We start from the raw sequence: 13,133 nt of genomic DNA, 5'->3' as shown, positions 1-13,133 counted from the left end.
ACAGTCGCGTCTTTGCGGCGCACCTTTCCGGCGCACCAGCCGGAACCGATCTCACCGAACAGGGGTCAGAGGCGACATGCACCTGCGACCAGCGGCCGTCCTCCTAGCACTGGGCCTGACCCTCGCCACCGTCACCGGCTGCGCCGAACAGGTCAAGGGCTCGGCGGCAGCCGACCCGAAAGCGGTCCAGGAACCCGCCGACCCCACCACGACCACGAAGAAACCGACCGCCAGCACCCCGGCCTCCAAGCCGGCGGCCCCCACCGCCCCGAAGCAGGGCGACGTGAAGATCACCACCAAGAAGAAGGCCGCCGGCCTGGAAACCTGCGGTGTCCTCAAGGCGGCGGACATCGAGGCCGCCACCGGCGGCAAGTCCTCGGCGGACGGCGGCTGCATCCACACCACCACCGGCCCGTCCACCGTCATCACCCAGATGGTCACGGTCCCCGAGGTGGCGGACCAGGAGGGCGAGAAGAAGCAGATCGAGATCGGCGGCAACACCGCATGGCAGGTCAGCGCCTCCAAGGAGGACTGCCAGGTCACCGTCATGCTGACCGACGACCCGAACGCCATCACCTCGGCCTTCTCGGTGAGCGTCCTGGCGATCGAGGAACTGGACACCTGCGCCGCGGCCCTGAAACTCGCCACCGAGGGCTTCAACCGCATCCCCAACGCCTAGCCAGGCGCCCCACACTCTGACGGGCAACGTCAGCCGCCGGTCGCGACCTCCCGGTCCAACGCACACCAGTTGGACCACGACCCGGCGTACAGCGCCGCCGGCTTCTCGGCCGACGTGATCCCCGCGACCTCCAGCGCGAGCACCACGGACGACGCGGTGACACCCGACCCGCAGTACGCGCCGACAGCCACACCGCCCGACACCCCGAGCCCGGCGAACCGCGCGGCCAGCTCCTCCGGCCCGAGCCACCGCCCGTCCGCTCCGACATGCCCGGTGGTCGGCGCGTTGAGCGCCCCCGGAACATGCCCGGCCTTGGGATCCACCGGCTCGGTCTCCCCGCGATACCGAGCAGCCGCCCGCGCGTCGAGCAGCACACCCTCCTGAGCGAGCGCCGCAGCCTCGTCCGCGTCCAGCACGGGCAGCTGCCCAGGCCGCACCACCACATCACCGGCGGCGTCACCCGTCAGGACGGCCGGAACCTCCGCGGTCACCGGCAGCCCGGCGGCCTCCCAGGCGGCGAACCCGCCGTCCAGCACCGCGACCTCACCGAACCCGGCCCACCGCAGCAGCCACCACACCCGCGCGGCGACCGACCCGTCCCCACCGTCGTACGCCACGACCTGAGCACCCTCGCGCACGCCCGCGCCGCGCAGCACCTCCTGCAACCGCTCCGGATCCGGCAGCGGATGCCGGCCCCCGATCCCGGGCGGAGCGGACAGCTCGGTGTCCAGATCCACGTACACCGCGCCAGGCACGTGGCTGACCTCGTAGTCTTGGCGTCCGGGTGGTCCGCCGAGACGCCACCGCACGTCCAGCACGACGGTGGCCGAACGCGCACTCAGCGCATCGGCGAGGGCCTCAGGAGTGATCAAGGGATGCACGGCTCACATCCTGCACCCGCGCGGACACCTGTGTCCCCCGGCACGACTACCATTGACACCATACGAAGGGGAGCGGGTGTGAACGACCTCATCGACACCACGGAGATGTATCTCCGCACGATCTACGAGCTCGAAGAAGAGGGCGTGGTGCCACTGCGCGCCCGCATCGCCGAGCGTCTCGGCCAAAGTGGACCGACGGTGAGCCAGACCGTCGGCCGCATGGAACGGGACGGCTTGGTCATCGTGGCGGAGGACCGCCACCTCGAGCTCACCGAGCAGGGCCGCAACCTCGCGATCGCCGTCATGCGCAAGCACCGGCTCGCCGAGCGCCTCCTCGTGGACATCATCGGGCTCGAGTGGGAGCACGTGCACAGCGAGGCGTGCCGCTGGGAGCACGTGATGAGCGAGGCGGTCGAGCGCAAGCTCATCAAGCTCCTCGGCAACCCCACCACCTCGCCCTACGGCAACCCGATCCCCGGCCTCGACAAGCTGGGCGACGGCGAGCCCGCCCCGCCCGCCGAGGCGGACCTGGTGCGCGTGGACGAGGTGGCCCGCCGCGGCGGCGGGCGCGTCGAGGTGCGCCGCATCGCGGAGCACGTCCAGCTCGACCCGGACCTCATGGCCGAGCTGAAGTCCGCCGGCGTCGTGCCGGGCGGCACCGTGGAGGTCGAGGCGCTCGGTGGCGCCAAGGTCATCCAGGTGCGCGGCAACGGCACCACGGCAGAACTCGACCCCGCGGTCGCCCACGCCGTCATGGTGCTCGCCCGGTGACCCAGGCGACGACACCGGCGGAGAAGGCGGCCGAGGCGTTCGAGCGCCTGCACGGACGCGCGCCCGAGGGAGTCTGGTCGGCCCCTGGCCGCGTCAACCTCATCGGCGAGCACACCGACTACAACGACGGCTACGTGCTGCCGTTCGCGTTGCCCCACCGCATCGCGGTGGCGGCGTCGCCCCGTGCCGACGGCGTCATGACCGTCAGCACGATGGGCGACGACGGCGGGCTGCAGGAAGCGGACCCGGTCGTGGTCGCCGACCTAGTCCCCGGCACTGTCAAGGGGTGGGCCGCGTACCCCGGTGGAGTCGCCTGGGCCCTGCGCGAGCAGGGGATCGCCGTCACCGGCGGGGCGGACCTCGTCATCGCGGGCGACGTGCCCGCGGGGGCCGGTCTCTCCTCCTCGCACGCCTTGGAGTGCGCCGTCGCGCTCGCGCTGCTCGGCCTCGCCAGCGTCGACGCCGAGCGGGCGGACATCGCGCGCTGGGTGCAGCGCTCCGAGAACGACTTCGTGGGCGCGCCGACCGGCATCCTCGACCAGACGGCATCGCTGTGCTGCATCGAAGCGCACGCCCTGTTTTACGACGTGCGCTCCGGCAAGCCTGAACAGGTCGCGTTCGACGCGGCTGCCAGCGGGCTCGAGGTGCTCGTCATCGACACCCGCGCCAGCCACGCCCTCGTCGACGGCGGCTACGGCGCCCGGCGGGCAGGCTGTGAACGCGCGGCCGGCATCCTCGGTGTCCCCGCGCTGCGCGACGTCGACATCGCCGAGCTCGACCAGACGCTCGTCCGGCTGCCCGAAGAGCTGCGTCCGCTGGTGCGGCACGTCGTGACCGAGAACGACAGGGTCCTGCGCACCGTCGAACTGCTCCGCAACGGCAGGCTTGCCGACGTCGGCCCCCTCCTCTCGGGCTCCCACGCGAGCCTCCGGGACGACTACCGGGTCTCGTGCCTCGAGCTCGACGTCGCCGTCGACTCCGCCATGGCGGCGGGCGCCCTGGGCGCCCGGATGGTCGGCGGCGGTTTCGGTGGCTCGGCCATCGCCCTCGTGCCCGTCGAACGGCACGACGAGGTCGAGCGGTCCGTGCTCGCCGGCTTCGCCTCGCGCTCGCTCACGCGGCCGAGGCTCTTCACGGCGGTTCCGTCCGCGGGCGCGGGCAGGGACCGGTAGCCAAGAACGATCTTGACCAGGAATGCGAGGACTGTGGTGAAGCTGCTCGTCACGGGCGGGGCCGGATACGTCGGCAGCGTGTGCGCCGCCAGGCTGCTCGAAGCCGGACACGAAGTGGTCGTCCTCGACGACCTCTCGACCGGCCACGAGGACGCCGTCCCTGCGGGAGCGCGCTTCATCAAGGGCGACATCGCCGAGGTGATCGGCGATGTCCTCGCAGAAGGGTTCGACGGAGTTCTGCACTTCGCGGCGAAGTCCCTCGTCGGCGAGTCCATGCAGGACCCCGGCAAGTACTGGACGGGCAACGTCCTGACGGCGATTCGTCTGCTCGACGCGATGAAGGATCACGGCACGCCGAAGCTCGTCTTCTCCTCGACTGCCGCGACGTACGGCGAGCCGCGGGAGGTGCCGATCCCCGAGACCGCGCCCACCGCGCCCACCAACACCTACGGCGCCACCAAGCTGGCCATCGACCACGCGATCACGTCGTACGCGGCCGCGCACGGCCTGGCGGCGACGAGTCTGCGGTACTTCAACGTCGCCGGCGCCTACGGCAGCATCGGCGAGCGGCACGCGACCGAGACCCACCTGATCCCGCTCGTGCTTCAGGTCGCGCTCGGGCAGCGTGAGCACATCTCGATCTACGGCGAGGACTGGCCCACCGAGGACGGCACCTGCGTCCGCGACTACATCCACGTCACGGACCTCGCGGACGCTCACCTCCTCGCGCTGGAGAGTGCCACCGCCGGCGAGCACCGGATCTACAACCTGGGCAACGGCACCGGCTTCTCGGTCAAGCAGGTCATCGACACCTGCCGCGAGGTCACCGGCCACCCGATCCCCGCCGTCGTCGCCCCGCGGCGCGCCGGCGACCCGGCCGTCCTCGTCGCCTCCGCCGAGCGGGCCCGCACCGACCTCGGCTGGAAGCCCGAGCGCGCGGACATCACCGGCATCGTCCGCGACGCGTGGGAGTTCACCCGCGCCCGTCACGAGGCCTGAGCCGGAGTGACCGACTTCGCCTCCTTCGAGAGCTACAACGCCACCCCGCGGCTCGCGTCGCTCGCGCTGTCCCCGGACGGCACCCGGCTCGTCACGGTCGTGTCGACGCTCGCGCCGGACGGCAAGACGTGGCAGGGCTCCCTCTGGGAGGTCGACCCCACCGGCGAGCGGGAAGCCGTCCGGCTCACCCGTTCCGCCAAGGGCGACTCCTCCCCCGTGTTCGCCCCGGACGGTTCGCTGCTGTTCCTGTCGGCCCGCCCTGACCCGCTCGCGAAGCCGGGCGAGGCCAAGGACAAGAAGGCGCTGTGGCGGCTTCCGGTCCGCGGTGAGGCCGCCGAGGTGCTGCGTCCTGGAGGCGGAGTCGGTCAGGTGCGCGCCGCCGGCGAGACGGTGCTGTTCACGTCGTCGGCGTACCGCTTCGCGGAGTTCGGCGACGGCGACAACGCCAAGCGCAAGGCCCGCGAGGACGCCGGCGTGACAGCGATCCTGCACGAGTCGTACCCGATCAGGTACTGGGACGCGGACCTCGGTCCTGCCTACCCCCGCCTGTTCGCGGCTCCTGTCGCGGACATCAGCGCCGAGAAGGTCTCCACCCTCAGCGAGGACTCCGAAAGCCGGCTCAGCGACGAGGACGTCGCGCTCAGTCCAGACGGGAAGCACGCCGTTCACGGCCACGCCGTGGACGTCAGCGCCGCCTACGGCCGCAGGGTCGAGCTTCGGGTCGTGGCCACGAGCGGTGGCGCGTCTCGGGTCATCGCCTCCGAGGACGGTTTCTCCTTCCACAGCCCCACGTTCACGCCGGACTCCGCCGCCGTGATCGCGATCCGGTTCCGCGAGTCCACTCCGGACTCCCCGTACCGGCGCGACCTGGTGCGCATCGATCTGGCGGACGGCTCGATCACGCCACTGGCGCCCGATTTCCAGGAGGAACCGGACCACCCGGTGGTAAGCCCGGACGGGTCGGCGGTCTTCTTCACCGCGAGCCACCTCGGGCACCAGCCGCTGTGGCGGCTGGACCTGGCGAGCGGCGAGATCACGAAGCTGACGGTCTCCGGTTACTACAGCGATCTGATCGTGAGCCCGGACAGCAAGACGCTGTACGCGTTGCGCAACTCCGTGGACCATCCGCCGCAGCCCGTGCGGTTCGCCGCCACCGGGGCCGACCAGGATCCGGAACGGTTGCGCGCGCCCGGCGCCCTCGGTTCGGTGCCCGGCACCCTCACCGAGATCTCCACGGTCGTCGCCGACGGCAGGACCGTCCGTTCGTGGCTGGTGCTGCCGGAAGGCGCGTCCGCCGACTCGCCCGCGCCGCTGGTCCTGTGGGTCCACGGTGGTCCGGTCATGAGCTGGAACGGCTGGACCTGGCGCTGGAACCCGTGGCTGATGGTCGCTCGCGGCTACGCCGTCCTGCTGCCCGACCCCGCCCTGTCGACCGGGTACGGGCCGGACTTCATCGAGGCCGGCTGGGGCCGCTGGGGTGCCGAGCCCTACACCGACCTGATGGCCATCACGGACGTCGCCGTCGAGCGGGCCGACATCGACGCCTCCCGGACCGCCGCGATGGGCGGGTCGTTCGGTGGCTACATGGCCAACTGGATCGCCACCCAGACCGACCGGTTCCGCGCGATCGTCACCCACGCGTCCCTGTGGCACCTCGACGCCTTCTCCGGCGGCACCGACAGCTCCTACTTCTGGATGCGGGAGATGGGCGATCCCCTCACCCAGCCGGAGCGGATCCTGGCCAACTCCCCGCACCTGCGGGTGGCCGACATCAAGACCCCGATGCTCGTCATCCACGGGGACAAGGACTACCGGGTTCCCATCGGTGAGGGACATCGCCTGTACTTCGACCTCGTCCGCCACGGGGTCACGGCGAAATACCTTTACTACCCAACCGAAAACCACTGGATTCTCACCCCCGGGAACTCTCGGGTCTGGTACGAGACGGTGTGGGCGTTCCTGGCCGAACACGTCCTGGATCAGGACTGGGAGCGACCAGAACTGCTCTGAGCGCCGGCGAGCAGCTCACGGGCGCTGTCCAGGTACTTCGCGGACAGCGCCCGCATCTCCGACGGCGGTAACGCGGCGCTGACGGCGGCGCGGATGAGTTTGCTCAGCGCGTGGCCGGGGCAGGCCTCCTCGGCCGCGTCGAGCGCGATGGACGCGATCCCGCCGTCGCCACGCTGATAGGCGTAGAACGCGAGCAGGCAAGCGGGCTCCGCTCGTTCCGGTGCCGGACTGGCCCTGGTGAGTTCGAGCCACAGGCGTTCAGCCAGCCGGGACCTGGACTGCGCCGCGAACCCCATGCTCGCGTCGCGCACCTCGGGCACCGACAACGCCCTCGCCAGAGCGACGATCTCCTTGTCCGGCAACGATCCCTTGCGGTGCTCCACGGCGTCGATCGCGTCGCTCACCCGATGCAGCTCGGTCCTCGGGTCAGGGTCGTGCGAGGTCGTCACGAGCTCGTCGAGCAACGTGGATCTGCGTTCCAGCGCCTCGGGTGGATCCAGCGCGGCGATCGCGGCCATGGCGGCACGCGACTCGAAGGTCACGTTGCCCTCGTGTGCCGACGCGGCTGCCATGGCGGACAACTGGGGATCCGGCAGTGTCCCGTGGCAGTCGACGTCGAGATAGCAGAGCCATCGCGCGTCCTTCTGGCACGACGGCAGCCACACGGCCTCGACGACTTCGATGCCCACACCGCCCAGTTGGAGTTTGAGCGCGGTGACCAGCGGCTCGTGCGGCAGTTCCTCGGGCATGTGCTCAGATGGCGGACACACGACCACCAAGAGCACTTCGGTCGCGCCTTGTTCTTGCAGCGGACCTTCCAGTTGAGCCGCTAGAAGGCCTCTATGTCGCGGGCGGGGAAGGTCGACGCGCATGGTCATGCTGACCAGATGGTCTTTCAGCACCAGCACGACGAGCGAGTCGGCCGGGTGGAACCCCATCAGGTGGGGGATCGCGGCGTAGAGATCGCCGGCTTCGCGGACGCGGATCGGCTTCGAGAGGGCTGAGGACATGGGCCCACTGTGGAGGGTGGGGCCGGGTGGTGAGCCGGGTCGCCGCGAGGTTGTGGACAACTCGGCGGTTGTGGACAGGTTGAGATCTTGGGGTGCTCGGGAGCGGGGTTCTGTCGGGGATGGGTGCTAGGTTGCCGCGCTTCGGTCTCCGCAGACCGAAGCGCGGCACCCCATCAGAACGTCTGGAACACAGTCCGCCAGCCGCCGACGACCGGCAGCTCCACCGACGTCCGGGTGAGGTCCAGCGACAGGCCGGCACCCGGCTGCGGGCGCAGCGTGTAGTCGTAGTCGCTGGAGATCACGACGAACTCGAGCCGATGACCGGTCTGCAGGATGTAGTCGTCCGGCACGATCGGCACCTCGACGTCGTAGAACTTGCCGGGCTTGATCGGCGACGTCCTGTCCGGCCGTTCCCTGTTCTGCGGGTCGGTCGAGCCACGAGTGATGACGTGTGACGTGCCATCGGGCTTGCGGTCGACGAGCAGCGTCGTCACGTTGGCCGCGGGCCGGTCGAACGCGACCCGCAGGTTCGCCGTCGACCTGCCCGACAGCCGCACCGGCTTCTTCGCCACCCCTGAGGTGTAGGAGAGCCGGTTCGGTGAGGTCGCCAGGTCGATCAGCGACTCAGCCGTCTTCGTCGCGTCGTCGGTCAGCTTCTCGACGCCGCGGCCGGGCAGAATCCCGAGGCCGCCCTTGGTGGATCCTCCCGCGGACAGGCGCAGCTTCACGTCGGACGTGCCGGGAGCCGGCCAGTCCTTCTCGTCGACCCACGTCTTGTCCTCGCGCTGCAGCGTCGCCTTCGGCTCCTTGTCGACGCCGTTGCGGTGACCCCAGAGGTACTGGGTGAACCAGCGGTTCAGCGTGCGCCGCCACTCGACCGAACGCAGCGTGTCGGGATCGGTGTGGCCGGACTGGTGCAGCCAGATCTTGTGCGGCACACCGACCTTCTTCAACGCCGAGTACCACTGCTCGACGTGCGTCATCTTGACGTTCCAGTCGTTGAGGCCGTGCACTGCCAGCACAGCCGCACGGACCTTCTTGACGTCGTTCAGGTAGTTCCGCTTGTCCCAGAACCTGCTGTAGTCGCCGGTGACGCGGTCCTGGTCCTTGGCGATCTCGGCGATGATCGGCTTGCAGATCTCCCGGTCCGCGCGCGTGTAGACGTACTCGGCGAGCACGTCGGCGTCCTCACCCTGGAACGTGCCGGGGGCGACGACGGCACCGTCCGCGCGGTAGTAGTCGTACCAGCTGGAGATCGCGGCGATCGGCACGATGGCTTCGAGACCGCGCACGCCGGTGGAGGCGACGGCGTTGGGCAGCGTTCCGTTGTAGGACACGCCCATCATTCCGGTCTTGCCCGTCGACCAGGTCGCCTTGATGGCTTCGCCCGTGGCGGTGCGTGCGGTCGCACGGCCGTTGAGCCAGTCGACGACGACACGCGCGCCGATCGTCTCGTTGACGTCGCCCGTTGTCGGGCAGCCCGTCGACTTGCCGGTGCCAAGCGATTCGGCGTAGACGACGGCGTATCCGCGCGCGATGAAGTAGGCCTCGTAACGACCCGAGGTGATCGGGTTCGGGCCGAGGGCGGCGGTGATTCGTTCGTCGGAGGAGGACTTCAGCAAACGGCCGTCGCGCTTGTCAGGCACGTACAGCTCGACGTCGACGTTGTGGTTGGCGACGTCGTTGCCGCCCGAGAAGTACGGGCTGACCATGTAGACGACGGGGACTTTGAGACCGCGTTCGGTGGCACGTGGCCGGACGACCTCGGTGTAGACCTCGTCGTCCTTGCCGTCGCGGTCGCTGTCGACCGGCGCCCGGACCCAGAGGCTCTCCTTCACCACGTCCTTCGGATCGAAGACGGGTTGCGCCTCGCCGTCCAGGAACACCGGCCCCTCGGCGGCTTGGGCCGTCACGGGCAGGAATGGCAGAACCAGCACCGCTGTCAGCAGTGCAACTCTTCGTGCGCCCCTCACGAGGCACCCCCAATGCGGAAGCCAGAGACAGGGATTCGCCTGCACCCTCTCCTTTGACTGCAAGACATGTCACCCGTCGAACGGCCCTTGACCTGAGAGCATGGACCGTGCACATTTCCGACTTCGTCCACGCGTTGCCGAAAGCCGAGCTGCACGTCCACCTGGTGGGCGCGGCTTCCGTCGACACCGTCCTCGCGCTCGCCCGCAACCACCCCGGCGGACGGGTGCCGGCCGACGAGGACGCGTTGCGGAAGTTCTACGAGTTCAGGGACTTCCGGCACTTCATCAACGTGTACGGCATCGTCAACGACCTCGTCACCACCGGCGAGGACGTCCGCACCCTGATCGTCGGATACGCGCGTGACGCCGCACGGGCCAATATCCGATATGCAGAACTGACGATCAGCGCGACCAGTCACCTGCGGGCGGGCATCGCACCCGACGAACTCGTCGAAGCATTGCAGGCGGGCCGCGACGAGGCGCTCGCCGTGCACGGTGTGGCGTTGCAGTGGATCTTCGACGTTCCCGGAATCTGGGACCGCGACTGGGGCATGACGAGTGCGCGGTTCGCGACCGAGTACAGGCCGGACGGGCTGGTCGGGTTCGGGCTGGGTGGATTCGAGTCGGACTCGCCGAGGTCGAACTTCCGCGAGGCGTTCGCGATGGCACGCGATGCCGGGCTGCGCATGGTGCCGCACGCCGGTGAGACGACGCCGCCCAGCGAGATCTGGGCCGCGTTGCGCGATCTGCGCGCCGAACGGATCGGGCACGCCGTCAGTGCAGTGCGGGATCCCGAGTTGGTGCGGCATCTCGCCGACGAGGGCGTCGTAGTAGAGGTGTGTCCAACGTCGAACATCCGCACGGGTGCGGTGAAGTCATTGGACGAGCACCCGTTGCCTCGGCTGGTGGAAGCGGGGGTGCCGGTGACGATCAGCACCGACGACCCCGGCATGTTCCACACCGATCTCGACCGCGAATACCTGCTGTGCCACGAGAGGTTCGGGTTCGGCCGTGACGAGCTCGCCGATCTCGCACGGGCGGCGGTGCGGGCGTCGTATGCGCCGGCCGAACTGAAGGATCAGGTGCTGAAGGAGATCGACGCGCTGTGAGTGATGTGAGCGTGGTGACGACGACGGTCGATTCCGCCGAGGCCGCGGAGTCGCTGGCGAAGGGCGTGATCGAGGCACGGCTTGGCGCGTGCGTGCAGATCGTGCCGATCCGCAGCGTCTATCGGTGGGACGGCGAGGTGCGCGTCGACGCGGAGTGGCAGTGCGTCGTGAAGACGTCCACCATCCGCGTCGACGATCTCGTCGCGCACATCAAGACGCATCACACCTATGACGTGCCCGAGGTCGTCGTCACCCCCGTGACCGGAGGTAACGACGACTACCTGGCGTGGGTCTCAGAGGAGACCTCTTAGGTGACGCGGCAACGGTTCGGTGTGCAGGACGCCGAGCCGTTGCGTCGCCCTCGTCAGCGCCACGTACAGCTCGCTGGGCGACATGCGGTGCGGTTCGACGACGAGGACGACGTCGAACTCCAGCCCCTTCGACGCGCGCGGAGGCATCCAGCCTTCGCCGATGACGGCGATCGTGCGCTCGTTGTGTGCGTCAGCGTGCGCGTCGAGTTCGTCGCGCACTGCGGCCGATATATCAGTGACGCGGCGGGCCCACGGACGTACGCCGGCCGTGCGCACCGATACCGGCGCCGACGCGTCGGGGTCGACGAGCTTCAGGACCGGAGTGGCGACGGCCATGATCTCACCGGGCGTGCGGTAGTTGACCTCCAGCCGGCGATAGGCGAACCGCTCGAACACCGACCCCCAGCTCCGCACGCCGCCCGCTGCCTGGCGCTGGGCCAGGTCGCCGACGACGGTCATGGACCTGTTGGGGCATCGGCGCAGCAGCACGCGCCAGTCCATCGCGGACATTTCCTGCGCTTCGTCCACGACGACGTGGCCGTAGGTCCACGTGCGGTCACCGGCGGCGCGTTCTGCGAGGGTGCGCTGGTCGCGAACTTCATGCCGGGCGGCCAGCACCTCGGCGTTGACGAAGTCCGTGACGATGTACTCGTCGGAGTCCGCACGCCTGTCGATCGACAGGACGTCCATGACGCCTCGCGCGTAATCGAGCTGCTCTTCCTCCTCTCGCCGGGCCGCGCGCTCCGCTGCGCCGTCGGACCCGAGCAGTTCGGCGAGCTCGTCCAGAAGCGGCACGTCGGACACCGTCCACGCCTCGGCGTCGGGCCGGTACAGCTCCGGTGCGCCGATCCGGAAACAGCGGCCTGCGTACAGGTCGGCTAGCAGCTTCTCTGGTGTGAGCAGCGGCCACAGCCTGTCGACGACGTCGCGCAACGCGGAGCTGTGGCGAAGTTCGTGGCGGACGTCCTCCTCGATCTCCGGCCAGTCGACGCCGATCAGCCGCAACGCCGGCGCGACGAGTTCCTCGGCGAGTGCGAGGAAGAAGTACTTGCGGGCGGCGTTGTGCGGTAGGCCGTAGTAGCGGGTCTTCTCTCGCGCGAGGGCGGCGATGTGCGCGTCGAGCGGGACGATGACGTCCTCAAGCTCGATCTCGACGGGTTCGTCGGGAAGCTCCTGCCGGTCGGCGACGGCGACGGCTAGCAGGTCCAGAACCGATATATCGCCTTTCAGTCGTTGCAACAGTGCCGTGTCCTCGACGTCGGTCACGAAACCGGGGTACAGCTCGCCGGGCGTCGCGAAGACGACATCGGTCTCCCCCAGCGACGGCAGGACGTCGCCGACGTAGCGCAGGAAACCGGTGTTCGGACCGATGATCAGCACGCCATGCCGCGACAGGCGTTCACGGCGCGTATACAGCAGGTATGCCACGCGGTGCAGGGCCACGGCGGTCTTGCCGGTGCCGGGACCGCCCTCGATCACCAGCACGCCGGGACCCGAGTAGCGGATGATCTCGTCCTGTTCGGCCTGGATGGTCGAGACGATGTCGCGCATCGTCGCGGTCCGCGGCGCGTTGAGTGCGTCGAGCAGTGCGGTCGTGTCGGTCAGGAGTTCGTCGTCGTGGAAGTCGCACAGCTCCCGGTCACGAACGCGGAAGTGACGCCGCAGCACGACACCTTCCGGGTTCGCGGCGGTCGCCGTGTAGAACGGGCGCGCGGCCGGCGCGCGCCAATCCAGCAGCAGCGGTTCGAAGTCGTCGTCGAACAACCCGACTCGTCCGATGTAGGTGCAGTCGCCTTTCTCCGAGTCGATGCGGCCGAAGCACAACCCTTCCTCCGCCGCCCGGTACTTCCCCACTTCCCTGGTCAGCAGCTCGACTGAAGCCTCGCGGTCCAGTCGCTGGGTGACGGTGTCCCGCAGCGCGGCCGCAAGGTCGGCCGCTGCTTTGTTCCGTTCTTTGTCGAGCTTTTCATACAGAGAGGTGATCCGTGCCTGTTCGCTCGCCAACACCTTGCCCCCTGTGATACAATAATTCTGTCTTCCCGGAAAATTAATTCCGAAAATGCAAAGCCATTCTTTTTATCACACTTCAGTCGCGCGTGGAACCCTTCGAGAGATCCCGCGACGAAGATGATCCGCCCAGGTCAGCAAGCCCGGCGAGTGACCACAGACCCCAGGTTCCATTGCGCAGGACGACGAGTCGACGCTGGCCGAGGAACCC

11 protein-coding genes are annotated in these 13,133 nt (G+C 69.1%); 7 read left to right on the top strand and 4 right to left on the bottom strand.

Annotation, left to right across the window (positions count from 1 at the left end; all coding sequences use genetic code 11):
- Window positions 1-76: 76 nt before the first annotated feature.
- A complete protein-coding gene (locus ACIQF0_RS42910; RefSeq protein WP_401039906.1) occupies window positions 77-679 on the top strand; it encodes a hypothetical protein in 603 nt (200 codons plus the stop codon).
- 29 nt (window positions 680-708) lie between these two features.
- On the opposite strand, the gene ACIQF0_RS42905 is transcribed toward ACIQF0_RS42910, so the two are convergent.
- Window positions 709-1,560: a sulfurtransferase gene (locus ACIQF0_RS42905; RefSeq protein WP_401039904.1), complete on the bottom strand. Its 852-nt coding sequence runs from the start codon at window positions 1,558-1,560 to the stop codon at window positions 709-711.
- Window positions 1,561-1,638: 78 nt separating this feature from the next.
- On the opposite strand from ACIQF0_RS42905, the gene ACIQF0_RS42900 reads away from it, so the two are divergent.
- From ACIQF0_RS42900 to ACIQF0_RS42885, 4 genes are read left to right on the top strand one after another with little or no spacing between them, the layout of a single operon-like run.
- Window positions 1,639-2,331 carry an iron dependent repressor, metal binding and dimerization domain protein gene (locus tag ACIQF0_RS42900; RefSeq protein WP_360043388.1) on the top strand — a complete coding sequence of 231 codons (693 nt, stop codon included), beginning with the start codon at window positions 1,639-1,641 and terminating at the stop codon, window positions 2,329-2,331.
- Window positions 2,328-3,503, top strand: coding sequence for a galactokinase (galK, locus tag ACIQF0_RS42895; RefSeq protein ID WP_401039903.1), 1,176 nt, complete (start codon window positions 2,328-2,330; stop codon window positions 3,501-3,503). The genes ACIQF0_RS42900 and galK overlap by 4 nt, the downstream gene beginning before the upstream one ends.
- Before the next feature lie 36 nt (window positions 3,504-3,539).
- Entirely contained in the window at window positions 3,540-4,502 is a 963-nt protein-coding gene (galE, locus tag ACIQF0_RS42890; protein ID WP_360043382.1) for a UDP-glucose 4-epimerase GalE, read from the top strand.
- A gap of 6 nt (window positions 4,503-4,508) precedes the next feature.
- Window positions 4,509-6,512, top strand: coding sequence for a prolyl oligopeptidase family serine peptidase (locus ACIQF0_RS42885; protein WP_401039901.1), 2,004 nt, complete (start codon window positions 4,509-4,511; stop codon window positions 6,510-6,512).
- Here the strand turns inward: ACIQF0_RS42885 and ACIQF0_RS42880 are convergent.
- Together ACIQF0_RS42880 and ACIQF0_RS42875 are read right to left on the bottom strand one after the other, a co-directional pair.
- Window positions 6,482-7,522: a DUF4192 domain-containing protein gene (locus tag ACIQF0_RS42880; protein ID WP_401039900.1), complete on the bottom strand. Its 1,041-nt coding sequence runs from the start codon at window positions 7,520-7,522 to the stop codon at window positions 6,482-6,484. The two genes, ACIQF0_RS42885 and ACIQF0_RS42880, sit on opposite strands and share 31 nt — an antisense overlap.
- A 173-nt stretch (window positions 7,523-7,695) precedes the next feature.
- On the bottom strand, window positions 7,696-9,495 hold the full coding sequence (locus tag ACIQF0_RS42875) for a Xaa-Pro dipeptidyl-peptidase (RefSeq protein WP_401039899.1): 1,800 nt from the start codon (window positions 9,493-9,495) through the stop codon (window positions 7,696-7,698).
- Between the two features lie 107 nt (window positions 9,496-9,602).
- Between ACIQF0_RS42875 and add the strand changes: the two genes are divergently transcribed.
- Together add and cutA are read left to right on the top strand one after the other, a co-directional pair.
- Window positions 9,603-10,604, top strand: a complete 1,002-nt coding sequence (gene add, locus ACIQF0_RS42870) for an adenosine deaminase (protein ID WP_401039897.1) — start codon at window positions 9,603-9,605, stop codon at window positions 10,602-10,604.
- Window positions 10,601-10,915 carry a divalent-cation tolerance protein CutA gene (gene cutA / locus ACIQF0_RS42865; protein ID WP_401039895.1) on the top strand — a complete coding sequence of 105 codons (315 nt, stop codon included), beginning with the start codon at window positions 10,601-10,603 and terminating at the stop codon, window positions 10,913-10,915. The genes add and cutA overlap by 4 nt, the downstream gene beginning before the upstream one ends.
- Here the strand turns inward: cutA and ACIQF0_RS42860 are convergent.
- On the bottom strand, window positions 10,898-12,922 hold the full coding sequence (locus ACIQF0_RS42860; protein ID WP_401039894.1) for a helicase: 2,025 nt from the start codon (window positions 12,920-12,922) through the stop codon (window positions 10,898-10,900). The genes cutA and ACIQF0_RS42860 overlap by 18 nt on opposite strands.
- Window positions 12,923-13,133: the final 211 nt, after the last annotated feature.

This window comes from Lentzea sp. NPDC092896, assembly GCF_044754905.1.
Lineage (GTDB): Bacteria > Actinomycetota > Actinomycetes > Mycobacteriales > Pseudonocardiaceae > Lentzea.
This window is presented reverse-complemented; position numbering and strand designations above follow the sequence as displayed.